Origin of the sequence: Pontibacter russatus (assembly GCF_009931655.1) — a bacterium.
GTDB lineage: Bacteria > Bacteroidota > Bacteroidia > Cytophagales > Hymenobacteraceae > Pontibacter > Pontibacter russatus.
Genome location: NZ_CP047984.1, coordinates 2,669,942 through 2,694,706 on the forward strand (window position 1 = coordinate 2,669,942; position 24,765 = coordinate 2,694,706).

At 50.1% G+C, this 24,765-nt stretch carries 14 protein-coding genes and 4 pseudogenes; 10 read left to right on the forward strand and 8 right to left on the reverse strand.

Going from position 1 to position 24,765, the window contains the following annotated elements; genetic code table 11:
- Positions 1-632 precede the first annotated feature (632 nt).
- A complete protein-coding gene (locus GSQ62_RS10725; RefSeq protein ID WP_161889499.1) occupies positions 633-1,766 on the reverse strand; it encodes a M48 family metalloprotease in 1,134 nt (377 codons plus the stop codon).
- A gap of 657 nt (positions 1,767-2,423) precedes the next feature.
- Here GSQ62_RS10725 and GSQ62_RS10730 point away from each other — a divergent pair.
- Complete coding sequence (locus tag GSQ62_RS10730; RefSeq protein WP_161889500.1) at positions 2,424-3,338, forward strand: poly(ethylene terephthalate) hydrolase family protein; 915 nt, start codon at positions 2,424-2,426, stop codon at positions 3,336-3,338.
- Positions 3,339-3,574: 236 nt separating this feature from the next.
- On the opposite strand, the gene GSQ62_RS10735 is transcribed toward GSQ62_RS10730, so the two are convergent.
- The 5 genes and pseudogenes from GSQ62_RS10735 to GSQ62_RS10755 form a co-directional block, all read right to left on the reverse strand.
- The gene (locus GSQ62_RS10735) at positions 3,575-5,158 is read right to left on the reverse strand and encodes a glycoside hydrolase family 43 protein (RefSeq protein WP_161889501.1); all 1,584 of its coding nucleotides are present in this window, start codon (positions 5,156-5,158) and stop codon (positions 3,575-3,577) included.
- Between the two features lie 94 nt (positions 5,159-5,252).
- Positions 5,253-5,774, reverse strand: coding sequence for a VOC family protein (locus GSQ62_RS10740; RefSeq protein WP_161889502.1), 522 nt, complete (start codon positions 5,772-5,774; stop codon positions 5,253-5,255).
- 120 nt (positions 5,775-5,894) lie between these two features.
- Positions 5,895-6,725, reverse strand: a pseudogene (locus GSQ62_RS10745) (alpha/beta hydrolase); the annotation flags it as partial.
- Positions 6,726-6,806: 81 nt separating this feature from the next.
- A complete protein-coding gene (locus GSQ62_RS10750; protein WP_161889504.1) occupies positions 6,807-7,937 on the reverse strand; it encodes an alpha/beta hydrolase in 1,131 nt (376 codons plus the stop codon).
- A gap of 76 nt (positions 7,938-8,013) precedes the next feature.
- On the reverse strand, positions 8,014-9,759 hold the full coding sequence (locus tag GSQ62_RS10755) for a glycoside hydrolase family 43 protein (RefSeq protein WP_161889505.1): 1,746 nt from the start codon (positions 9,757-9,759) through the stop codon (positions 8,014-8,016).
- Between the two features lie 1,377 nt (positions 9,760-11,136).
- Here GSQ62_RS10755 and GSQ62_RS10760 point away from each other — a divergent pair.
- The 5 genes and pseudogenes from GSQ62_RS10760 (at position 11,137) to GSQ62_RS10780 (ending at position 19,426) form a co-directional block, all read left to right on the forward strand.
- Positions 11,137-13,353, forward strand: a complete 2,217-nt coding sequence (locus GSQ62_RS10760) for a malectin domain-containing carbohydrate-binding protein (RefSeq protein ID WP_161889506.1) — start codon at positions 11,137-11,139, stop codon at positions 13,351-13,353.
- 125 nt (positions 13,354-13,478) lie between these two features.
- Complete coding sequence (locus tag GSQ62_RS10765) at positions 13,479-14,654, forward strand: glycoside hydrolase family 88 protein (protein WP_161889507.1); 1,176 nt, start codon at positions 13,479-13,481, stop codon at positions 14,652-14,654.
- 815 nt (positions 14,655-15,469) lie between these two features.
- Positions 15,470-17,224, forward strand: a complete 1,755-nt coding sequence (locus tag GSQ62_RS10770; RefSeq protein WP_161889508.1) for an arylsulfatase — start codon at positions 15,470-15,472, stop codon at positions 17,222-17,224.
- A 72-nt stretch (positions 17,225-17,296) separates the two neighbouring features.
- A pseudogene (locus tag GSQ62_RS10775) lies at positions 17,297-18,085 on the forward strand (RHS repeat domain-containing protein); the annotation flags it as partial.
- Between the two features lie 774 nt (positions 18,086-18,859).
- A complete protein-coding gene (locus GSQ62_RS10780; protein WP_161889509.1) occupies positions 18,860-19,426 on the forward strand; it encodes a recombinase family protein in 567 nt (188 codons plus the stop codon).
- A 986-nt stretch (positions 19,427-20,412) separates the two neighbouring features.
- Here the strand turns inward: GSQ62_RS10780 and GSQ62_RS10785 are convergent.
- Together GSQ62_RS10785 and GSQ62_RS10790 are read right to left on the reverse strand one after the other, a co-directional pair.
- Positions 20,413-20,862: pseudogene (locus tag GSQ62_RS10785) on the reverse strand (transposase); the annotation flags it as partial.
- Between the two features lie 454 nt (positions 20,863-21,316).
- Complete coding sequence (locus GSQ62_RS10790; RefSeq protein ID WP_161888286.1) at positions 21,317-21,694, reverse strand: hypothetical protein; 378 nt, start codon at positions 21,692-21,694, stop codon at positions 21,317-21,319.
- 52 nt (positions 21,695-21,746) lie between these two features.
- Between GSQ62_RS10790 and GSQ62_RS10795 the strand changes: the two are divergent.
- From GSQ62_RS10795 to GSQ62_RS10810, 4 genes and pseudogenes are all read left to right on the forward strand, one after another.
- Positions 21,747-22,182 (forward strand): annotated as a pseudogene (locus GSQ62_RS10795) (HAD-IC family P-type ATPase); the annotation flags it as partial.
- A 25-nt stretch (positions 22,183-22,207) separates the two neighbouring features.
- Positions 22,208-22,618, forward strand: a complete 411-nt coding sequence (locus tag GSQ62_RS10800) for a hypothetical protein (protein ID WP_161889510.1) — start codon at positions 22,208-22,210, stop codon at positions 22,616-22,618.
- Positions 22,619-22,729: 111 nt separating this feature from the next.
- Positions 22,730-23,194, forward strand: coding sequence for a hypothetical protein (locus GSQ62_RS10805; protein WP_161889511.1), 465 nt, complete (start codon positions 22,730-22,732; stop codon positions 23,192-23,194).
- 81 nt (positions 23,195-23,275) lie between these two features.
- Complete coding sequence (locus GSQ62_RS10810; protein ID WP_161889512.1) at positions 23,276-24,688, forward strand: hypothetical protein; 1,413 nt, start codon at positions 23,276-23,278, stop codon at positions 24,686-24,688.
- Positions 24,689-24,765: the final 77 nt, after the last annotated feature.

A 24,765-nucleotide genomic window follows, 5' to 3' on the forward strand; every position in this document is an offset into this window, starting at 1 on the left:
ATCAGAAATTTTTCAGTTCAGCTCAAAAATTATGCTGCCATATATGGCAGCGCGAAAATGGGAGTAGTAGGTTACCCGTTCAAAGCTGCGGCAATCAGGCCTCACCTCCCGGCGGCCACATGGCCCATTGTTTGGTGGAACAGAACAAAGATACTGCCTTACACTGAGCGCTATGGTAGGCAAAAGCGACAATTAGGAGGGGCGTTTGCGGCGTTTGGCGCGAAGCAGGGAGCGCGGGGAATTAAAAACCCGGCGCATCGGATATACAGGCGCCTGAGAAACAGCAAAATAACACAATCCGTTCACCCACAACATTCTACATCAACCTAAGGCAGGCCAAAGCCTCCCGACATCCACTAATATCTTTGATGACTTAGCCGCCACCGCTGAGTTCTTTAGGTTTTACCAGAGCAATACTTTCCCATTCAGAAGGATTGCTACTGTAGATCCTGTTTTGTTAGAGTAGTGTTGGCCGGTAAGCATGCTTTGAAACCATAACCCACCCGCTGCTTTTTATACTGCAAGCTCAGGTGAGCACCTTCCAAACGCCTGCCCCATCATACAGGCAAGTAAAAAACAAAGCAGCTCCACACCCGGTGGAACTGCTTTGTTGTTAGCCAGCTTTTCGACCTTTACAGCAGGTTGGACAGGCTTGCCACAAAGATCTCGTGCAACTCCTGCGGCGACATGATATGACCCTGCTTCTGGGCCTGGTTGGCTGTCTCGTAACCCAACTGGGCGGCGGCCATACGCTGTAATGGCGTGCCATGGTGCCCATCACTGTCGAAGCCACAGTCCCCGATCTGGAAGAAGAGGGTGAAGAACTGCTCCACGCGTTTCCAGTTATAGGTAGCGCCCCGCTTGTGGGTCATGTAGTAGGCAGCCATAAAGTCCGCCTCCAGCTCTGTGTAGCGGGTGGATTCAGCAGGGTCCTCGGCGGCCCCATTCGGGTACCAGGCAGTATAGTTGTCGAACTGGATCTGATGCGCCCACTCGTGGGCCAGCACGCCTGTCCAGACGATGCCTGGCTCTACCCCGGCCTCTGACACCATCTGCACCAGGCCGTCACCGATCACGATCAGGTCGCCGCTGGTGGCGAAACCATCCACGGAAAAGAATGGGGACTCCGGAAGCGTTGAAAAAGCTTCATTCAGCGACATCAGATAGTCCGTGTAAGCGTATGCGTCCTCCAGGGTTGGGAGACCAGAGAAATAGGTATATAAGATATAAGCCACCTTATCCCGGTCATTTAGCGTAGCGCTGTGTTGCCCGTTTACCCGGATTTGCCCCGGCATGTCCCAGAACTTCTCGAGTTCGCGCTGGCGCTTGGTCATGAAGTTAGTGTACTCTCCTTTCTCACCGAAATACTGCTGCTCCGACTCATCCACATAGGCTGCTACAAAATTTATATCCATATACAACCCAAACAGGTAATTGGCATTACTCCCCCCAAGGGCTGGCACAAGCTCCTGTCCGAGCAGACTGATATACTTGTTCTGTACGGCCACAAACTCGGTAGGCCCGCACTCGCTTTCCTCCACAGCGTTCTTAGTCACCAGGTAATTCCGAAGGTTCTCACCTATGAGTTTCAGGTCCGAGGGCGCTTTGAGGGTTATAAGCGTGTCCGGCATGGCAGGCTGCAGCGCGACCGCCGCGTTCTGGGTGACAGCACTCACTGCCATGTCCATCTCCTCCATCTCCTTCTCGCAGGACACAGTTATGATCCCCAATGCGAGGCAGCTCAAGGCTATTTTCAATGACTTCATGTAAAATGAGTTTAAAAGGTTTGTAAAAATTTTCGAATAGGCATATAAATAAATACATGATAAGGTAGGAGGAAATAGTGACAATCCCTAACATGATTCTCCTGCAAAGCTTCCACTCAGAAGAGATGGAATGGGAGCAGGCGGCACAGTTAAGAAAGGAGAGGGGTTCAGGATCTAATGAGGCTGAATATCAGTTTAAATATGAGCCTTATATAGCTTTTCATGGCTGAGAGCACACTGTAGAAAGGCACAACGCACAACAGCGCTGCCGGTTAAATAGCCAAAGGTTTTATTACGTTTAGATAGGAGCGAATGGAGTGAGCGCCTCCATCCAGGCAGTGAATCTTAGCTGGTGATACGCAGTGACTTCCGCCGGCAAGGCAACTTTAACAGGCAGCATGCAAAAGGCGCTGGCCTTTACTTGATAAGTGCTATATATAACCGGTTTATTTCTTATTCCGGGACAATCTGCGGTTACCCTTGGGCAAGTTGGAGTCCTTACACTCCCGGATGGTGACCTTCCTGCGGGAGCAGGATGCCTTAAAGAGATATACACGGAAAAAGAATGCAGGGCAATCACCCGAATCACCTAAAAGCAGTAAAAGGCTTTATAGCCCTACCGCTATTAAACAGTAAACACAAAATCAAATTCTATATATGACAACCAAAACTCTACTTTCCGCTTTCCTGTCCTTGTTCTTGCTAAGCGCCTTCAACCCTGGCTATGCGCAGCGGCCGTCTACCTCCGCATTAACTGCGTCAAGAGTAGTGGAAGACGGTGGAACTGGGCCATATAGCACCATCATGCTCACCGAAAGCACCCTGCCCACGCATACCGTCTTCCGCCCCAAGGACCTGAGCGCTTTCAGTAAAAAGAACAAGCTGCCCATTATTGCCTGGGGTAACGGTGCCTGCGCCAATTCTCCCTGGGAACACGTAAACTTTTTGTCCGAGGTTTCTTCTTATGGTTTTTTAGTGGTCGCTATTGGCCCCATGCCGCAGGAAGGTGAAAAAGGAACCGGGAAATCATCCTCCTCCCAGCTTCTTGATGCCATTGACTGGGCGGTTGCTCAGAATAACGACAAGAAGAGCCCTTATTACAATAAAATTGATGTAACCAAGGTGGCGGTAAGCGGCATGTCTTGTGGCGGTTTACAAACGCTTGAGGTGGCCTCTGACCCACGCGTAAGCACCGTAGTGGTTTGTAACAGCGGTATTTTTAATACCCCCGGAAACGGCAGGAGTGCCATGCCGAACCTTACGAAAGAAAACCTAAAGCAAATTCATACACCGACGCTCTATATGCTTGGAGGTGAGAAGGACATTGCCTACGCCAATGGCATGGACGATTACGGGCGGATTAACCATGTGCCGGTTTTTATGGCTAACATGGATGTTGGACATGGCGGAACTTACGGCCAGCCGCATGGCGGGGAGTTTGCGAAGGTGGCCACTGCCTGGTACCAATGGCAACTGAAGGGCGACAAAGCGGCAGGCAAAATGTTTACAGGTGAACCTGCCGGTCTTTCGAAGAACCCCATCTGGAGGGTTGAGAAAAAGAACATGCCTTAAAGGGAGGCAGTGAGGGCGGAGGGGTGAACAGCGGCTCAAAGCTCAGACAGAATCTTTCAAAAATCCATGTTTAAGCGGTATAACCGTTGTTATGGCACAAGGCAGACTCTCCTACATGGGAGCCTGCCTTTATTTGTAGCCAATAAGCCAGGCTAGGTCAATACTGTAGGACAGAAGCCTGTATAGCAACTATTCCCTCCGATTAAAAACGCCTGCCAAACAACGCCCTGCTGTTCTTACGGTTTTTGGAAGCTGCCTTCAAGGGAAGGATCAACCCTGAAAAAGTCAAAGTCCGCGTAGCCGCCAGGCGTTTCAGTTGCATAGTTGAACAGCCCAAAGCGGTATCCCATGAAGTGTGGCAAGGTGTAAGCCATCTTCAGCTGTGAGCCTATCTTCTTCCACGTTTTGCCATCAAGGCTATAAAAGAAAGTAGCCACATCCCTGCGGTCATTGAAGTCTGCTTCTGCTTTCAGGTATACCTTTTTCTGTTTAAGGGGCACACTTTCCGCTACAACCGGACTACCCGATTCGGCATTTACCATCACAATGGATTTAGCGCCGTTCGAATATCTGACCCCAACCAGGCCGTACTGTCGCTGCAGAAGGGCAAGACCGGCAAAATCACCCGCTTTCATGTTCGATACATCGATAGCTGTTGACCCAGCGCTTTCCGGCCCAAGTGTTCGCTGCGTTAAGGTGTTCCTGGCCTGCAAAAAGTCCTTGTCGACGCGCCCGGTTTTCAGTCGCAGATAGCCTTTCCGCTGGGTAACCGACCAAAGCTCATTGACAGGATTGTGGTTCCACTGCCATACCAGCGGCAATGCGGGTTCTCCTTTTTTGCGTGTAAATTCATCGGATGCCACAATACCAGGTATTAGGCCCTTGCTGGCCGGAAGGTTTAATTCATCGGGCACCTTGCCGTCAATACCCAACACGGGCCAGCCGTCCTCCCATTTTACCGGAACCAGGTAGGGGATGCGGCCTACTGCTCCATAATCGCGGAACAGGTATGCATACCAGTCGCCATCCGGTGTATCGATTAGCCCTCCCTGCGCCACACCTTTATCCTGAAAGGCCACTCTGCCTTCGTAAGGGCCTGTTATCCTGTCCGCCCGGTGAACGATAACGGTGCGCATGCCGCCTTTGGGCCAGGCAATGTTGAACAGGTAGTATTTGCCGTTTACCTTAAAAAGCTGGGAACCTTCGGCAGGCAGCCCTACATTGGGCCCGGCAGGTGCGGTTGCGTTTCCTATCAGCACGCTTTCCGTACCGGGCTTTATACCTGAAAGATCGTCCTTCAACTCAACCATCTTTAGCTGCCCGCCACCCCAGATCATATATACCTTTCCGTCATCATCGAAAAACAGCGTATGGTCATGCAGGGAGGGCTCGAAGGATTGAGCTTTCCAGGGGCCATGTTCTATATCTTTCGTCGAAAAAATGTAGGTCTTCCCGGTCGTTTGAGCGAAGGTGGTTACGTAATAGGTGCCGTCGTGAAACCGAAGGCTACTGGCCCAGGAGCCCTTCCCATAGGCATTTTTCCCATTAGCCAAATTCAAGGCGTCCACGTCGCCCAGCGTGTCGTAGGCATAGTTAACGAGTTGCCAGTTCACCAGGTCCTTTGATTTCATGATGGGCAGCCCCGGGCTCATGTGCATGGTGGTGCTGCTCATATAGTACGTGTCACCCACGCGTATCATGGCCATGTCGGGGACATCGGCATGAATGAGAGGGTTTTGTGCGCCCTGCCCTTGCGAAGTAAGTGCAATGAACAGGCAGACAAGGGTAAGAAAAACTGATTGCAAAAGCTTTTTTATCATTGGTGTTATTCGCTTTCTTTAAAGTAAGACCCCTTAAAGAAATGTCGTTCTCTTTACGGCAGCCTGAATGTGTTTAATGGTGTCAGGTTATTGGTTATTCCATTGGCCCGATGAGTTCTACAAAAGTACCGTCAGGGTCCTGCACCAAAACGAAGGAGGCGTCCTTATTCAATGGTACAGGCGTACTCCCCAGGAAAGGGACGTTCATCTTCTTCAGTCTCTCGATTACCGGCTTTAGTGCTTTTACATTGATGGTAATGTATTGCACCCCTGTATCATCCTGGATAAACTTTTGTTTGGGGTGAGAGGCTTTTTTGCCAAAGCTCATAAGCTTCCATTCATTGGCCTCAGGACTATTCTCCAATTTCAGAACTGTCACAGCAGTCGGAACACCATTCGAAAGGCCGGAACGCTTTGAAAAATCGCCTTCGATTGTGAATCCATAGGCTTTCACCATACCAATCCCATTCATATAGAAATCCAGCGAACGGTCCATGTCAGACACCACCACACCCAGGCCGATTAACTTGCTGCTAAAGTTGGATTGCGCATGAGAAGCAAAAGCCATCAACAGTGCGGCAATCAGGAAAGAGTATTTTGTTAGAGATTTTTTCATGTAAGTTGATTTATAAAAGATTCAAGAGGCTATATAGCTAACAAACATCATCTTACCTGCCCTTCCCGTTTGTCTGCAGCAGAGAATAAAATGACTTACGCTGAAAGCCTGCACACATCACCTGAACAGCAGTTGGGAAAACTGGTACAAGTCGTTTTTCCATACATTGAAGTCGTGCCCGCCAGGCTCCACGTAAAAGACATGGTCAACGCCGTTGCTTTCCAGATAATCGTGCGTGCGCTTACTGAAGTTCATGAGGCGGTCCTCAGTGCCACAGGAAATCCATAGCAACTTTAGTTTCTTTTTTGCTTCTTCCGGGTCGGGGAGCAGTTTCTCCGGCTCCCTTGTATTTGGCGCAGACGAGAAGCCTCCCACCCAGGCGAAGGTATCCAGGTTGCCCAAGCCAAAGTTTAGAGACTGGCCACCCCCCATGGATAAACCGGCGAGGGCCCGGCTTTCCCGGTCTTTTCGTACCGGATACTTTTTCTCTACATAAGGAATCAAATCGTGCAGCAGGTCTTTCTCAAAAGTCGCGAACGCCTGTACCTTCACGCTGTCAAAGACGTTTCCCGTTGCCCGGTCGTCTTTCATGGCCCGGCCGTTCGGCATGACCACAATCATGGGCTGTGCTTTTTTCCGGGCATACAAATTATCCAGAATTACCTGAGGTTGGCCGCCATTCAGCCATTCTTTCTCGTCGCCGCCAATGCCGTGCAACAGGTACAGCACCGGGTATTTCTTACTTTTGGAAAAACCGGGAGGAGTATATACCAAAGCGCGGCGTTTGGTGCCAACGGTTTTGGAATCATATATAATGGTATCTATCTTGCCATGCGCTATATTGGGCTGCACCACATCGAACCCTTCGGGGGCTTCTTTTTCAATGTCCTGGGCTTTGGCCGCCACATTAATCAGCATAAACGCTGCGAATAGTATATACAACTGTTTCATATGCTGCTATTCATTAATCTTTCAGAGGTAGTTGGGAAAAGAATTGATGCACTGGAATACTGCTTACCTATATATGCTGCGTTAGTTCCTGAAGAGCAGTGGGGCAAGTTCCCGGAGGCTGCGGCGCCAGGTTTGAAACTCGTGTGCAGTACCCTCCGAAACATAAGAAACAGCATTGAATCCGGCTGCTTTGAGGTCTGCCGCGGCTTTTTTCACCCTGTCCGGATTCTCCTTGCTGCCGCTGCTCAGGAAAATGAGTTTCACTTTGGACTTGTCCTTGATTTCCTCAGGCGTATATACGCCTCCGCTCATCAGGCCATAGTAACCAAAAACATCAGGCTTGTTAAGCGTGATAGCGTGTGTTTCAAACCCACCCATCGAAAGGCCAGCCATGGCACGGTTGGACGGATTAGCGAGTGTGCGGAAGTTGGCGTCAATGTAAGGTATCAGTTCATCTACCAGCACGGTTTGAAAGGGCTCGATTTTAAAACTTTTCAAACCGCCCGGCGCGCCTGGCTTGATATCGTTGGTCATGCCGTAGGTCATCACGATGATAAAAGGCTTTGTCTTGCCTTCGGCAATCATATTATCCATAATCAGATTGGCGCGGCCCTGGTTACTCCAGGCGGTTTCATCCTCGCCCCAACCATGCTGCAGATACAATACAGGATATTTGGTCTTTGTGTTTTTCTCGTAACCCGGTGGCGTATAGACATATGCGCGGCGTGAGGTATTGGTGCTTTTGGAAGGGAACAGCACTTGCTGCACATGGCCATGCGGCACATTTTTCAGCGCGTAAAAGTCCTGGTCTTGGGCAGGTATCTCGATGCCGCTCTCCCAGCGGGTCGAGCCATAATAATTCAGGGTGCCGGGGTCATTGAATTTCCCGCCGTCCACGGTAAGATGGTAATAATGAAAGCCCTCATCCATTGGCCCGGCGGTGGTGCCGGTGAAGAAACCGTCCGCCGATTTAGTAAGCAATGTTCCCCCTCTTCCACCCAAGCCCAGGCTCACCCTGACGCTGTCTGCCTGTGGCGCCTCTATCCGAAACCGCGCATACCCCTGCGAATTGACCTGCGGGTATTCCTGACCCGGCTGATTTAGTACGGAGGGCTTGAAATCCTCCACTACGGCAGGCTGGTTCGCTTGCGCTAACGCAATACCGCTCGTTAAAGCAGCGGCAAACAGGGTTGCTAAAAACTTCGTTTTCATTGGCTTATATGTTATGGTGAAAGGTTTCTAATTCCATCAATCAGGCAGGTATCCTTAAAAAAGGATTTGCGCTTTGCTAAGGCCGTATGTCATTGGCGGAGGTGGCATATAAGCCGATCAGTGCTCCGGTAAAACCACCTGCCACGTTGGTAGAGAGAATGTCACCGGAAACAGTTCCGCCAATGTTTTTAAAGTTCTGGTTATCGGTTGCGTAATTGAACCTGTAGTCGTCTCCCTGCGCTGCAACTTGTAACTGCACAGGCTTACGGGCATCTATTTTCTCACTGGCTAAAATCTTAGTGTCGCCTTTTTCTGTTCTGGCCAGCACCAGGTAGCTGTCTTTTCCTTTTTTTGTTATCCCAAACACGTAATTAAACTTTTCGCTCTGGTAACACGCAATGCCTGCCAGGTCCTTTTCTGATTTCGGCATATAGCTTAGGGTAACGGTGGCAGCAAAGGAGTTGTGCTGCTGCCGGTGGAACAAGGCAGATATGGGCGCTACCTCTTTGATGTTTTTTGAAAAAGGCGTGATTTGCAGGCCTTTTTTGTCTGTGCTGATGAACTCTTCACGCGGCCCTCTCATCCCCATCCACCGGTAATCCAAAGTCTTTGCGGTAAAGTCGTCGGTGAAGGTGAAGTTGCCGTTCGGGAAGAAACCGTTCTGGCCGGTTTGGTTTTTCACGCCGTCTGGGGTTTTCAGCTTAGGCTTCAGGGGCACAAGTCCGTTTTCAAATACCGGGATCTCCCCGCTCCAATCCACCGGCAGTATAAATGTTTCGCGCCCGGTGTTTACGCGGTCCTTCTCGTTGGGGCGGATACCTAAAAACACGGCGTAGTATTTACCGTCAGGGCCTTCCGTTAAATCCGCATGCCCGGTCCAGTCCATTTTATTGGGCCTGTCCTCAGGAAAATACCGCTGGGTCAGAATCGGGTTGTTATTAGCGGGTATATAGGGCCCCGTCGCCTTGTCGCTGACAAAAATCACTTCACTGTGATTGTCGCCGGTGCCGCCTTCGGCGCACATCAGGTAGTAGCGCCCGTCTTTCTTATATATATGCGGGGCCTCAATCCAGATGGGCTTTTGCGAAATGTCGGTGCCCCCATTCACAATGATTTCGTCGGTACCTGGCACCACTTTGTCGTTCTGAACGTCATACTCCCAGATTTTAATTACCCGATGCCCCTCGTAAAGTGCCTTGCCTTCTGGCGGTGCATCATTGTGTACCACATAGGCTTTCCCGTTGTCATCGAAAAACAGCGACGGGTCTATGCCGTTGAACTGCAGTTTTATCGGATCGCTCCACCCCTTGGCCGGGTCTTTCGTCTTCACCACGATATTACCCATCCCCCCGGAAAACTGGGTGGTAATCATATAGAAGGTGTCATTATTTTTGTTGTATTCAATGGCAGGTGCATAAACGCCAGCCGATATACCTGAGTCCTGCACCTTCAACTGGGAAGGTCTGTCCAGCACATGCCCGATTTGTTTCCAGTTCACCAGATCGTTGGAGTGGAAAATCGGCACTCCCGGAAACATGGCAAAGGAAGAGTTTACCAGATAATAATCATTGCCCTTGCGCGTAATGCTGGGGTCAGGATAGCAGCCTTGCAGAATGGGTGTATAGAACTCGCCTGGTTGTAGTGGATTCTCCTTATATATACGATCATCGCCCTGATAACTGAACCGGGTAAAAGCCGGGGCGTCTTTCGATGGCTTTTTTGCCCCTTGCGCCCATGTGTAAGAAGAGAGCAGCACGGTGACAAGGGCCAGCAATACGTGTCGCTTTGGCAGCAAAGAGAAATTGAACTTGTGTTTTTTCATTATTTAGTTTTGGCTGATACTCTATGAATGCAGTTAATATAATCAAAGCACAGGGTTGACCTACGAGATTTTACAAGTCAGTTGTACCACCCATGCCGGCGAAGCCTATATGCCTTGCTTGTGCTTTAGCTTTACAACGCAGCAAGATAGATGCACTCCGCTTATGCTTCCGGCGCCACAAAGCACCCGCTCCCTCCACGGCTGCTCACGCTGGCGGCCGAGAGTATTTTACTGAAGCCGGAAATATGATATCCATGAAGCAGTGATTCCAACTTGTTTATAACTGTACGAAATACACTTTTAAACTTAAATAAAATAGCGTATATAGCAAACATTTGCCTCTTAAAATTTTATTATATGTTTCTTCGCGCTTCTTGAGCAACTGTGTTTTGTGGGGGGCTTCCTTCCTGTAGCAGAAGTGCCTTGGCTTTTCCCTATAATGTGCTCCGGAGTGGGCAAAATGTGGATTCTGGGGATCACCACACGAAGCAAAAGCTGTAAAAATCAGCCTTTCTTAAGGGTTTGGCTATGACAAGGAAAACAACGATTACTGAACTGAAAAAGCAAATCCTGTATTCTGTCTAATTTACTCGTTTCAAGCACCTGGCGTAACTAAAAGCAAAAGGCTGATTAGCAGAAAAGCTAATCAGCCCGGCTCGGTAGACCAAAGCCCTCAATACCCGGACAAACCTTTCGATGTTTTAACTGCCACCGCTAATTTTTACCGCACCCATCAATAGTATGTGGATTCAGGAGGAGGAGCTACAGTTCAGTTACTACAGCCCCTATTTATATTAGCCTGTATTTGGTTGATCAGTAGGCTTATGCATAGTAGGGAGAGCAGAATAAGATATAATATTTCTCCTCCGTCTGTGTCCACTCTAAGCAAGCATTTAGAGTGGACACAGACGGAGGGGCACCTCAATTTCATTGTACCCTAATTATTTTTTCCTGCATTCCATACATTTTAAAATACAGTACGTATAAATAAACACGTAATCATCTGCACTTTAATTAGTTGGAACAGCCTCAATTGTGGTTCACTGACTTTTTTACGCCTCACAATATAAAGTTATTTCCCTAAGCTGTTTTTAATATGAACTTCTCAAAAATTTAAGGAAGAGGCCGTAGCATATGCGGTGAACATACAATTTCTGGGGGAGCCGGTCAGAGGGTGAGCCGCGCTTAAATGGACATATGCATTCTCAAGCTAATCCGTCCCGTGTGCAACGGGTGAAGTCTACATTAATTTTCTTATGTAGGAACAGACAGACCAGCCATTGTAATCTATTGAGGCTATTCAATGATCGTCTGGTAGAGTTGCTGTAAAGGTATAAACTAAAATTACCTTATTCGCTTGAGCCAGAGTTTCAGCTATTGGAAGAGCTTCTGTTATTGCATTCCTCTAAAAGTACCACTATGAATGTATCTTTCTTTCTATCTGCTACTTACAGGCTTAATTCTCAAAACAGAGTAAGGATTGGCATATATATTCTATTTCTGTTTTGTAGCTTCTTTTCTCCTGTAGCAGAAGGTCAGACTAAACTTTGGGATGTAACCTTGGGGGGTACTAAGTATGATCAGCTTTCAGCTTTGATTAGTACGACGGATGGGGGATGTCTACTCGGAGGAAGATCCTACTCAGGTATAGGAGGAAATAAAAGTGCAGCTAGTAAAGGGTGGCAGGATTACTGGGTGGTGAAAGTCGATAAGAATGGTACGAAGGTGTGGGACAAGACATTGGGAGGAAATGCCGGAGACTATCTACAGGATGTTGTGGCCACAACAGATGGTGGTTATCTTTTAGGAGGCTTTTCCTTATCGGGTACGGGGAAGGATAAGACTGCGCCTAATCGGGGAGGGAATGACTATTGGGTCGTAAAATTAGATCGTAATGGCGTTAAACTTTGGGATAAAACTTTTGGCGGCACGTCTGATGACAGGCTTTATACCCTCGTTGCTACAGCGGATGGAGGCTTCCTGCTGGGAGGCTATTCCAATTCAGGTAAAAATGGCGATAAAAGCGTAGTCGGTAAAGGGGGCTATGACTTTTGGATAATTAAGATTAATGGGAATGGGGATAAGCAATGGGATAAAGTGTTTGGCGGTACTAGCAATGATCAGTTTCAGGCTTTGATTTCTACAGTGGATGGCGGCTTCCTGTTAGGAGGCACTTCCAGTTCCAGTATTGGAGGTGACAAGAGCCAAGCCAGCAGGCAACAAGACTATTGGATAGTCAAAATAAGCAGCAGTGGGGCGAAGCAGTGGGACAAAACCTTTAGCGGAAACAAAAATGACGCCCTTACAGCTCTTGTTGCTACGCAGGACGGAGGTTATCTGGTAGGAGGCTCTTCCGACTCCAATTCCGGATATGATAAGAGCGCAGCTAACAGAGGAAATCTTACTACTGATTATTGGGTACTAAAGGTCAATCGCAGTGGTGTGAAGCAATGGGACAAGACCTTAGGTGGAAGTGAACATGATTTCCTGAGTAGTATCCTGACGACTCCGGATGGTGGTTACCTATTGGGAGGTTATTCCTATTCGGGTAAGGGAGGCGATAAAAGTGAAGCCAGTAAAGGTAAAACCGACTTCTGGTTAATAAAAATCAATAGCAGTGGAAGTAAGGGTTGGGATAAAACCTGGGGAGGCAATAATTATGACTATAACACAGCTATGGTGGCTGCTACAAACAGCAGTTATCTTCTTGGGGGTTTCTCCTTTTCAGGTAGAGGATTTGATAAGAGTGAAGCCATTAAGGGCGGTGCGGATTATTGGCTAATGAACGTGGCAGTTAGCGCCGGTCCCCAAACCATCACGCGCCTTAATGCAGGCGGCCCCACATACACCGACAGCCAGGCAGGCATGTGGAGTGCAGACGCCCACTTCACCAGTGGAGTCACCTCATCTAAGTCTTTTGATGTGGCAGGCACCGCGGATGACGGGCTGTACCTCACCTACAGGTACGCCGCTTCGGGGGCACCCTTCAGCTACAGCGTCCCCCTGGGCGGGAGCGGCACCTACCGGGTGCGGCTCCATTTCCTGGAACCGTACTTTGGGGTTCCGGGCGGCGCTGCAGGAGGTGCTGGCAAGCGCGTTTTCCATGTGACGCTGGAGGGAGGGCGGGTGCTGAGCAACTTTGACATCTACGGGCAACATGGGGCGGGAAATGCTGTGGTGAAGACATTCGAGAATGTGTCGGTGACGGATGGCACCCTGGATGTCGGCTTTACGTCTGTGGCCAATAATGCGATTATATCGGCCATAGAAATACTAAAGGTTTCTGCGCAAGCAATGTCCATGAAAGGTTTAGAGGAGGATGCAAGTAGCGCACGGCAGCTGATTGTGTATCCTAACCCGGGCACAGGAGACAGGTTTTATGTGGAGGCAAGGAACTTCGGCAAGAACGAGACTGTCGCCCTCACCATGTCTGATGGACTAGGTCGCCTTATCAAATCCATCACACTTGCCACCGACGGCCAGGGAGCCTTCAGCACGGAGGTGCTATTAGGTGGCCTTGTGAGCCGCGGTGTATATATCCTCAAAGCCAGCGCCGCGTCAGGCGCCGTACAGTCGAGGCTGGTAATCGAGTAAAAGGGCTTCATAAAGAAACAAAAGCTCAATTGCCTGCAATAAGCTCTCAAGAATTTCCGGGTATATAAATTTTATCATAAGTAACTCCGACTACTTGATTAGAATAACCATATTAAATAATAGAGATGAAGTTTATATTGATAATCTTGTTGTCCTGTCTTGCGCTGGGCTCTGATGCCCAGACACCAGATGCAATTCCTGCGCAGAAAGTAATCAAACTGGCCGAACTGCAATATCAGGCGTATATCGAAAAGTATACTAACAGCAATCAGTATCCCCGAAGCACAAATCCCGATGGGTCTTTATACACCACTGGTTCAGGTCAATGGACTAGTGGGTTCTTCCCGGGCAGTTTATGGTACTTATACCGGATCACCAATAAAACGCAATGGCGGCAGGCGGCTGAAAAATGGACCCAAGGCATTGAATCGCAAAAAAGCAACACCAGCACCCACGACTTGGGTTTCATGCTGTACAACTCTTTTGGGAATGGATTAAAGCTTACTAATAACCAGACATATAAAAATATTCTGTTGCAGGGAGCCAACTCATTAGCTACTCGCTTTCATCCGGAAGTCGGCGCTATCAAGTCCTGGGATTTCGGATCATACTCTTACCCGGTAATTGTTGATAATTTAATGAACCTGGAGTACTTGTTCTGGGCCGCAAAAGCCAGTGGTAATGCTGCATTTTATAAGATAGCCGAAGCCCATGCTAATACTGATTTGAAAGACCGTTTCCGGGCAGACAATAGCAGCTATCATGTGCTGGATTATGACCCGGTAGCAGGTATAGTGTTAAGGAAGCTAACGGCCCAAGGGTATGCTAACTCCTCGTGCTGGGCAAGAGGCCAGGCATGGGGTATTTACGGGTATACGGTTCTGTATCGGGAAACTAAAAACATAAAATATTTGGAACAGGCAAAAAAAGCTGCGGATTACTTTCTGAGCCAGACTGACAAAATAGCTGACCATATTCCATATTGGGATTTTCAGGCACCGGATATTCCCAGCGCTCCACGGGATGCCTCTTCAGCAGCCATTGCGGCATCGGCCTTAATTGAGTTGAGTAAATACGCCGGAACAAATAACCCATACCTGAGTAAAGCCGCCCAATTGATCAATAGTCTTTGCTCCGATAAATATTTAGCCAAGGCTGGCGCCAATAACTACTTCCTTTTAATGCACAGTACCGGCAATATGCCTAGTAAATCAGAAGTAGATGTACCGGAAGTGTATGCTGATTACTATTTACTGGAGGCAATTTGGCGTTATCAGAACTATGCTACTTTATCATTTTAAGATTTCCAGGTTAGCTTAACGTGAACTCGGTAAGTATTCTAATATCCACTAAGAGACTATTTTAAAACCAGTTCAATCGGAAAATTTTAATTTTGTAAAAGTGGTTAAATGCTGTAAAAATGGCCTCTATGGCTATAGCCTCTGTTCGTTAATAGCTCTTTAGGTTTTAAAACAGCTACTAAACTCTATCCCACCTAATAGTTTTTATTTCTCCAGCTAAAGGACAGCTTAAAACAGCGAACTATAGTACGCAAGGGAATTGGTCACCTCAGATTAAGATAAAGGCCTGCAAGTCATTTATTTTAATCTGAGGTGACCAATTCCCTCAATTATCGAACAATCTCTTTGATGATTTAACTGCCATCGCTGATTTTTGTCGTAATTAATAAGTGACTGAGGAATTAGTAAAAGAGGGGCTATAGTCAACTAAACTGTAGCTCCTCTTTTACTAGTTTAGCCTTGGCCGATAAGTAATTTTATGTTCGGTAAGCAGGAACTTGCGGCATGCTATAGCTTATTATAAAAACTGCGATAAGTCAAACAACAGATTTTATATCCGAGTTCTGTTTTGGCCCAAGCCACTTCGCCCCGGCACTAAGAATGATGGCACCCGCCCTCTTGAATTGCAACGTTTTACCGGAGGCTCTCCCAGGCAGTAACCGCTGTAAAGAAGTAAAGCACCCTGTGCTGGCCAGGCGTTTGCGACCGTCTTTAGCCCACCTTGGCCTGTGCTTCGGGTAAGCGAAGGTGGCCGGTGTTTGCGGCTATTTCATCCAACCTTTATGCAGTGCAGCGCCTTTTCTTATATTTATCATATGATAGACTTAAAAAGGGCCTTGCTGCTGCTGTTGCACGCTTCCATGCTGGTGCTCTCCGGCTCTTCACAGGGTGTGGCGCAGGGCAAAGAGCCAAAGCCGAACGTGCTGATAATATTGACAGACGACCAGGGCTGGGGGGATTTAGGCTCTCATGGAAACAAGCTCCTGGAAACGCCCCATCTGGACGGGCTGGCCAAAATTTCAACGGAGCTCGAAAGATTCTACGTATCACCTGTCTGTGCGCCCAGTAGGGCCAGCCTGCTCACAGGGCGGTACAACCTTAGAACCGGCACAAGCTGGGTAACCCACCGGAAGGAGGTGATGAGAAGCCGGGAGGTCACCATCGCAGAACTCCTTGGTTCCCACAACTACAGAACCGGCTACTATGGAAAATGGCACAACGGCCAGCAGTACCCCACTGACCCGATAGGGCAGGGGTTTGAGCGGTTCTTCGGATTCAAAGAAGGGCATTTGAACAACTACTTCAACACCAGTCTGACAAGTGGTTTTCAGGAGGTGGAGACAAGCGGTTATGTTCCGGACTTGCTGGCCGACAGCGCTATCTCATTCATCAGGAAGGAAGCGCCTTTTTTCTGCTACCTGGCGTTCAACACGCCCCACAGCCCTTTTCAGGTGCCGGAGGCGTATTTCAGGAAATACAAGGCCAAAGGGCTCGACGATAGAAACGCGGCGGTGTATGCCATGGTGGAGAACATCGACATGAACGTGGGGAGAGTCCTGCGGGCCCTCAGGGAATCCGGGAAGGAGGAGGAGACCATTCTCATATTTCTTTCCGACAATGGCCCCAATGGGCGGCGCTACAATGGAGGATTGAAAGGGATCAAGGGCTATGTAGACGAAGGGGGAGTGCGGGTCCCTTTCTTTATCCGGTACCCGGCAGGTGGAATAGAGAGCGGGAGGGTCAGCCGGCAGTTTGGCGCCCATATAGATATTCTGCCGACCATCGCCGAACTCACTGGCATAAAGGTGCCCGACAGCCTGCAAATAGACGGCAGAAGCCTGTTGCCCATCATCAAAGGGAAGGGAGTCGCCTATCCGGGACGCGCGTTCTACACCCACCATGTTGACCGGGAGTTCGATGCCATACCGGGTGCGGTAAGAACACACCAATACCTGCTTACGCTGATGCCGGAGGACACCTCCTTCTATGACCTCCTCAAGGACCCTTCCCAGGAGCATGACCTGGCGGACCGGCATCCGGAGCTGGTAAGGGAGTACATCCGGAAGTACCGGGCATGGTTTGGCGAGGTAACCGGAATGGGAGTGGAGCCTCCTCTTGTTCAGCTGGGAGATTCCCCGGCCCCGCTCACCTGGCTTCCGGCACCCGAGGCCAGCATATATGGGCGGGTGGATTTCAAGGGGGGAGAAGGCTGGGCGAACGACTGGCTTGTTAACTGGATAGGCCCTGCCGATTCAGCTGTGTGGGAGGTGGTGGCGAAGCGGCCGGGACAATACAGGGTAAGTGTGCAGCTCTCATCGGAAAAGCCGCTTGTGATTGCCTTGGAGCTGGATGGCAAGACCCACTATACAAAAATTGAAAGCCCGCAACAGGCGGTGCAGGTGCCTAACCGAGACCGCGTGCCAAGAGGCGAAGTGGAGGAAATGCGGTGGCCTGAAGTGACCCTGGCGACTGTTCAGATTCCGGCAGGTGTTCACCGGCTGAAAATAAGCCCGGCAGGGGAGGTGGAGGGGGAACTGGCCATCAAAGCATTGAAATTAACCACGCTGTAAGGGTGCCTCGTCCTGAAATAGATTGACACTTTTTCTACCCTAATCCTCTGCCGATAGCACTACGACCCTTGGGGACTGAATTTAGTGGGCATCGAAAAGCAAGGTTTGCCGGACCATAGGTTCCAGTACAACGGCAAGGAGAAGCAGACCGAGCTGGGGCTGGGTTGGATGGACTACGGGGCCAGGATGTACGACGCGCAGATCGGCAGGTGGCACGTGGTGGACCCGATGGCGGATAATCATCATGGCTTTGCTCCTTATATCTACACCTTAAATAACCCGCTCAGATTCACGGATCCCTTTGGGATGGACACGCTCAGCGCCAATACATCGCAGCTTCCCAAGAAGAGTGATGTAATGTTCACTGATGATGGGTCTACTGCCACTATGAGCTTTGATGCTCCAGAGATAACTACTCAGGGACAAACTGAAGTAACTCAAGACCAGGAATCAGGTGTCGATAAGGTTGAAGTAGTCGGAGATGCTAATGACTATATTGGGGGTGTTATTGCTTTGTTCGATCAAGCAGCAAAAATTGGGTTAAAGGAGGTTCAGACTCTGAAAGGTATAAATGCTGCTAACATGCTTAGTCAGGCTAAACAATGGACAAAGTATACAGGGAGAGCTGGTATGGTAAGTAATTTTGTCGCTGTTACGGTAAGTGGCGCAGAAATGTATAATAGTGGGATGACAGTAGAAAGTACCGTAGAATTTGGAGTTGATGTAAGTATATTAGCTGTAGGCGCTATACCTTATGTCGGGCCTATAGCTTCAACAGCATTAGGTGCTATGAATTCAGGTGGGGCTTTTAATAATTACAAAAAGGATTTTTCTAATTATATCAAAGAAAAAATAGAATAGATATGTTGAACTATAAATTTATGTATTATAAATTTTATATTTCCTTCTTAAAAATAGGTAAAGGAGATAATCCAGAGTTTAAAGCTTTAATATTTTTTACATTTTGGATATTTCTGTATATATTAAATATATATGGTATCATAGTGTATTATTTTGATAATATTCATGTTCCTGGATGGATAGGCGGAGCTTTAGGTTTGTTACTTCTTATTTGTGAGATCAAGTCAATTTAAAGATAATATTGACCAAAGTCATAAAATTCAGAGGAGGGGCAGCGTTTTAAATTTGGTAATTACTATAATGTTTTTATCAGCTCCATTCATAGGGATGGCTGTTATGTTTCTTCTATATAATTAGTGCTATATTGAAGAATATATCCTCTTAAGAGGCTGCTCTGCTTTTATACACAATGGCGCTAGCTTGCAGCCCGTGCTTTTATTATTAGCTGCCTAGTATTACGACATGTTATATAAGAACCGCTGGGGTTGCAAGTAGAGTTATTGAGTTGAAAATAAGAGGTCCGTCTGTTAAGGACGGACTTCTATTATTTAATAGAATTAACGAAAAATCCTTATATTTCATTAGTATAATATTTGCAAAACCTGTCTTACTGTTTTGTCCTGATATAGCTTGACACCAGCCGTCCCATAAACCCCCCGTTTTACGGGATCCGCGGACGCCCGGAGGAGCAGAGTGCACCGGCCGATTCCCGAATTGCCGTCTCACAAATCAAAAGGGATTTGGTATAATTGAGACGAGTAAATGAGACATAGCATGAAGATAGGATACGCCCGGGTCTCGGCTCAGGACCAGCGGCTGGAGCTGCAGACCGACGCCCTCGCCCAGTGCGGCTGCCAGCAGATCTACAAAGAGAGAAAGTTGTGCAAGATCAGGGAGCGCCCGGAGCTGGAGAATATGATAAGCCAGCTCCGCCCCGGTGACACGGTGGTGGTATGGAAGCTCGACCGGCTGGGCCGCTCGCTCCGGGACCTAATAGAGCTGGTGGCCGAGTTCAGGGAGCGGGGGGTGGAGTTCGTGAGCCTGCAGGACGGCATCAACACGGCCACGCCCACCGGCCGCTTCACCTTCAACGTCTTCGCCTCCCTGGCCGAGTTCGAGCTCATCCGCGAGCGCACCAACGCCGGGCTGACCTCGGCCAGGGCCAGGGGGAAAAAGGGCGGCAGACCGGCTGGGCTTTCCAAGACTGCGATGGAGAAGGCCAGGTCGGCCAGGATTCTCTATAACTCCAAGACCAAGACGGTGGAGGAGATAGCCAGCATCCTGGGCATCGGCCGGGCCACCTGCTACCGCTACCTCAGCCAAACGGCCTCCCTGGGCTGAGCTACTCCGCGTCCCCTGTCCCTGCTGTCCCACCCGGAGTGGTTTTGTGTGGTCGGGCACCAGGAGAATAAGATAAGATGGCAGCAAATGACACCACATGACAGCGGCGACCGAAGCGGGCGTCTGGCACCCAGCCGGTATAGAACCAGTAAAAAGCCGCCTTTCCAACCGGCAACAAACCGGCAAAAGTCACCTCTTGTAGACAGCCCCAAGCCGGTGCCTTTGACAAAAAAACTGTCATTGTAGCAAATAAGGCTGTTCCAAGGGCTTCTCCTGTGAAAAAGGCCTCTGAGACAGCCTTCGCTGCCGGGTCCGGAAACAACCGCGCCTGGCCCAGGCGGTGCAAATAAAAGAGAGAAGCGTTTGCGTACCATATATTATTATATATATTTACATATATAATAACAGATTGTTAAACAGTCAATTCCTACAACATGGTGGTAGCTGTCATCTTAACCGGCGTAATATTGCTGCTGGGTATCGCTTGCAGCGCCCTGGCGCTGCTTATGAGCAATGGAGAAGAGACGGGAGTAAAGCGCAGGGTGAGGTCAAGTCCTAACCCTGAGCCCTGCAGCCCTTCTGTCCCTGTGCCGGGCGCGCCGCGGCGGGTCAGACACCAGCCCCACCGCCTTTTCCCGGAGCCTGTTGCCATGGAGGCAGCAGCGGAAAAACCGGAAAGAAAGTTAGCGGTGTGAGCCCTGTTCCGGGCGATTTGGGATTTCATCTCTCCGCGTATCAGAATTCGGCCGATTTAAGGGATGAGTACAGGACTGACCCGTCCTGGAAAAGTTGACGATTTTGAGTTGATAATAAATTTAAAGAATTAATACGGCTATAGCTTGTCAACTGTATTGATTTTGTCTTCGAATGTCTAGTTGAGTACTCAACTAGCTTGACGCTTTTTTATTCGGCAACCACTGTTATCGTAGCAGTGGACTTGTGGGTAACTCTGCAGGCGTTACCCACAAGTCCACTGCTTTTTTAGCTTATATGGCATCCCCCTCACTCACGGAAGACTTATTCTTCCACTGCTTCGCCAAAGGCTCTTCCTCCTGGTGAGCTTGTGAGGGAGTCAAGCAACTACAGCTCATGTGAGGGCGAAGCGTGTTGTAATTGCGGATACCCTTTTCTACAGCCCATAGAGCCTCCACATGTGTCTTGAACACCTGGTTGACCCTGGACTCATGCTTTAAGATACCATTCACCCTTTCGGCTATCTGATCCTCGTGCGCCTCTCCACTGTCTGTCATGCTGATGGCAATATCTGCTGCTTTTAGCTTCTTCACATATCCAAAGCTGCAGTACTGCACGCCCCGGTCAGAGTGGTGAATAAGCTTGCCGCCTTGTTTCCTGCGTGTGGCGAGCGCCATTTCTAAAGCTTTCAGACAACCTTCTGTGCTTAGAAACTGATGCAGGCAGTAGCCTACGATCTTCTTGGAATAAGCATCAGAACCAGAGACAGGTAGTTGAAGTCAAAGCCCGCATAGATGTAGGTCATGTCACACACCCAGACTTGCTCGGTCTCCAGAACTGGAAGCTGTTTGATCAGGTTAGGATACTCTCTTAAACGATGGTTAGAATGTGTGGTCTTGGGCGCAGATCTTTTATGGCGGATGAGCAGACGGTGTCCCCGGAGCAACTCATGCAGCCGGTCCCTGCCCATGGCAATCCCGCTTTTCTGCAGGGGTTCCCGCAGCAGTAGACACAGCCTCTTTGTCCCCAGCCCAGGAATCTCCCTCCTGATGGCAGTGACCAGATCCAACGCCAGCATAGCCTGGGCTGCGCGTTGATCCAGGAATACCCTTCGCTGATGAAACGCTTGACGGCTTTTACCAAACAGTCGGCAAAGGTTACCGACACCTACCTTTGCTGTTCCCTTATACTGTAGGGTCAGGACCGTTTGGCGCCAGGCTTTTTTCGAATCGAAATCTTGGGGCCCTTTTCCGCCACCCCAATCATCGTGTGCAGGGCCAAAATCATGAGATTAGCCTCCTCCAGGGCTTTCTCCAGCTGTTTGTTTCGCTGCTTTAGGGCTTCCAGGTTTTGCCTTTGCTTCTCAGTCATGGGAGGTAAAGATATAAGCCCCTGCTCAATTTTTTGCTGGTAGCCAGCCACCCAATGATGGATAGTTTTGACACTGTCAATGCCAAGTTCCTGCATAATTTGCCTGGCATCTTCGCCGCCGAAAAGCACGCGAAAGGCAGCGGCCTCTTTGACTTCCTCGCCATACTGATAGCGGTAAAGTAGTTCTCGACTGTGTTCTTCCATAGGGATAGTTCGTTTGAAAAACTGTCAACCTATAGCAGGATAAGACCAAGTGGGCATGGATAGCTACCTGGCCAACGTGCTGCCCCACCAAAAACAGGAAAAGGTGAAGGAACTGCAGGCCAAAGGGGAGTTTGTGGCCATGACGGGCGACGGCGTGAACGACGCCCCTGCCCTGGCCCAGGCCGATGTGGGTATCGCCGTGGGCTCCGGCACGGACGTGGCCGCCGAGACAGCCGACATCATCCTGGTCAACAGCAACCCGCAGGATATCGCCTCCCTCATCCTCTTCGGCAAGGCCACCTACCGCAAGATGATCCAGAACCTGGTCTGGGCCACCGCCTACAACGTCATCGCGCTCCCGCTGGCTGCTGGTGTGCTTTACCAGCAGGGCATCATGGCCCCCCCCCGCCGTGGGTGCCGCTTTGATGAGCCTGAGCACCGTGATCGTGGCCATCAATGCGCAACTGCTGCGCAGGCAGCTCAAATAACTCATCGCTCACATGGTAGCTGCTCATGGAGAAAAGGCACACTTCCGGTTTTCGGGGCACCCAACGGGTAAGTGGCCTTGTGTATGTCGTTGGGTTTCTGCCGAACCTGATCTGGGAGAATGCGCAGACCCCGCTGTACTTCGGGTACAATGGGTTTTACAGCCATTTTACAGCATGCCTTGTTGCCGCTGTGGTGGATGCGCTGGCCATCCTGCAGCTTTACCTGCTGCTGGCGGTTTACCACCGGAGCCTGTACTGGCCAATGGGCGCCGGGCCGTGGCAGTACTTATTCCTCGCGTTTCTCGGCGGGCTGCTGGCCGCTTGGTTTGAGAAATGGGCATTACACGTGGGCCATGCCCCTTGTACCTGTTCTCCGTGTCGGGCTTCTCCCCCTGCTGCAACTCATGGTGCTCCCGCTTATTGCCTGCTGGGTTAGCTCCTTTGTTGCCCGGAGGGCACGCACCTAAAAACTGTTTCTGTTACATCGCTGAAAATCTAACGTACAAACACATACGATCTTGAAGAAAACAAATTTATATTTTGAGCTATGAAAAACTTTATGTCAGTAGTTGCCGCACTCTTCCTGTTTACAACAGCCGGCTGCCAGCGCGAGGCAACCGTGCAGGAGGTAATGAACACGGAGGAGCGGCGCAAGGAAGTATACGCCATGATCATGGACAACCCTGAAATGCGACAGGAAATGATGCAGACCATGCGCCAACACCCAGAGGGAGGCATGATGATGGGCCGGGGACGTATGATGTCGGAGGATACCACAGGCATGATGATGGGTGACACGGCCATGATGGGTGGCATGAACCGCGAAAAAATGCATCAAATGGTGCAACAGATGATGGCCGCCTGCGCCCAGGACTCCGCCAACTGTAGCATGATGTCGCGGATGATCATGAACCACCGCCAGATGATGCAGGGCATGATGCGGCAGATGCGCCAGAGAGGCATGATGGATGAGGCCTGCTACCAACAGATGAGGCGCAGGATAAACCCGTAACGCCCTATAGTTTCCAGCGGCCTCCAACAAGGTCAGGTTTCATTTGTTCTATCATGACCCACGGCATTTTAAACTATAGCTATGAAACATAACTTTTACCTATTGTGGCTGCTTCTAACGGCTGCAACAGCGTCGCCCGCCGCCGCACAGCACGAGCAGCACCAAAAGCAGAAACAAGTACAGGACACCACCCGCCAGATGCAGCACATGCAACACCAGCAGCAGGGCATGCAGCAGATGGATCATCAGGCGCATATGCAGCACACGGGCATGCAGCATGAAAGCACGCCCATGTCGCATGCTTTCTCCCGCAACCTGCCCATGACCCGCAACGCCTCGGGCACAGGCTGGCTGCCCGATGAGTCGCCGATGTACGGCAACATGTACCACCGCGGCAACTGGATGCTGATGCTGCACTACAACCTGTTTTTGCGCTACAACAGGCAGGATGTCTTTGAAGCCGGCAACCGTGGTGACAGCCAGTTTGATGCGCCCAATTGGCTGATGCTCATGGGTCAGCGGCCGGTGGGCGAAAAAGGCCTCTTCCGGTTCAGTGGCATGATCTCCCTAGACCCACTGACGGTAGGCGGCAATGGCTACCCGCTGCTCTTCCAGACAGGCGAGACGTACAATGATCAGCCGCTGATTGACCGCCAGCACCCCCACGACCTGTTCAGCGAGCTCTCTATCGGGTACACGCACATGCTCTCAGAAGAGGCCGATGTGTTTGCTTACCTGGGTTATCCCGGTGAGCCTGCCCTGAGCAACGTTGCCTTTATGCACCGCCCTTCGGCGCTCAACAACCCCGATTCGCCGCTGGGCCACCACTGGCAGGACGCGACCCACATTACTTTTGGGGTGGCTACGCTGGGCTTCCGTTACCGGAACATCAAACTGGAGGGATCGTCTTTTACCGGCCGTGAGCCGGATGAGGCACGTTATGGTTTCGACAAGCCCCGCTTCGACTCCCGTGCCGTGCGCTTTACCTATAACCCAACCGCCAACTGGAGCCTGCAGGCATCGCATGCCTATGTCAAAAGCCCGGAAGTGGGAGAGCCGGAGGAGGACGTCTACCGCACCACCGCATCCGCCCTTTATGGCAGGGAACTACCCGGCCATAACCGCTTCCTTACCACCACTCTGAACTGGGGATATAATTACGTGGATGCGCACCATAAGGAGCATTCGGTGCTGCTGGAGTCGAACCTGCAGAACGACAGGTTCGCCGTGTACGGGCGCTATGAATATATTCAGAAATCGGCAGAAGAACTGGGTTTCGAAGAGGATGAGTTTGGCCATGATGCGCTGTTCGGCGTCAATGCCCTGACAGTGGGGGCGAACAGGCAACTGGTGGAATTGGGAACGGTGAACCTGCACCTGGGGGCGCAGGCCAGCGTGTTCCGGGGCAGCAGCGAGCTGCATGCTGAATATGGGGAACTGCCAGTAAGCGCACAGGTCTATCTGCGCGTGTTCCCGAAGGTGATGGTGCCGTAGTGTCCGGGGCCGCAAGTGAGGGCTCTTAAACCGGAGCGGCCTGTGAGATTCACAGGCCGCTCCGGTTTAAAGTGTAG

Bases quoted from the DNA above. Each gene is read 5' to 3' on its own strand.
- GSQ62_RS10725 (WP_161889499.1), bottom strand. From the start codon at position 1,766: ATGAAGTCATTGAAAATAGCCTTGAGCTGCCTCGCATTGGGGATCATA.
- GSQ62_RS10730 (WP_161889500.1), top strand. From the start codon at position 2,424: ATGACAACCAAAACTCTACTTTCCGCTTTCCTGTCCTTGTTCTTGCTA.
- GSQ62_RS10735 (WP_161889501.1), bottom strand. From the start codon at position 5,158: ATGATAAAAAAGCTTTTGCAATCAGTTTTTCTTACCCTTGTCTGCCTG.
- GSQ62_RS10740 (WP_161889502.1), bottom strand. From the start codon at position 5,774: ATGAAAAAATCTCTAACAAAATACTCTTTCCTGATTGCCGCACTGTTG.
- GSQ62_RS10750 (WP_161889504.1), bottom strand. From the start codon at position 7,937: ATGAAAACGAAGTTTTTAGCAACCCTGTTTGCCGCTGCTTTAACGAGC.
- GSQ62_RS10755 (WP_161889505.1), bottom strand. From the start codon at position 9,759: ATGAAAAAACACAAGTTCAATTTCTCTTTGCTGCCAAAGCGACACGTA.
- GSQ62_RS10765 (WP_161889507.1), top strand. From the start codon at position 13,479: ATGAAGTTTATATTGATAATCTTGTTGTCCTGTCTTGCGCTGGGCTCT.
- GSQ62_RS10770 (WP_161889508.1), top strand. From the start codon at position 15,470: ATGATAGACTTAAAAAGGGCCTTGCTGCTGCTGTTGCACGCTTCCATG.
- GSQ62_RS10780 (WP_161889509.1), top strand. From the start codon at position 18,860: ATGAAGATAGGATACGCCCGGGTCTCGGCTCAGGACCAGCGGCTGGAG.
- GSQ62_RS10790 (WP_161888286.1), bottom strand. From the start codon at position 21,694: ATGGAAGAACACAGTCGAGAACTACTTTACCGCTATCAGTATGGCGAG.
- GSQ62_RS10800 (WP_161889510.1), top strand. From the start codon at position 22,208: ATGGAGAAAAGGCACACTTCCGGTTTTCGGGGCACCCAACGGGTAAGT.
- GSQ62_RS10805 (WP_161889511.1), top strand. From the start codon at position 22,730: ATGAAAAACTTTATGTCAGTAGTTGCCGCACTCTTCCTGTTTACAACA.
- GSQ62_RS10810 (WP_161889512.1), top strand. From the start codon at position 23,276: ATGAAACATAACTTTTACCTATTGTGGCTGCTTCTAACGGCTGCAACA.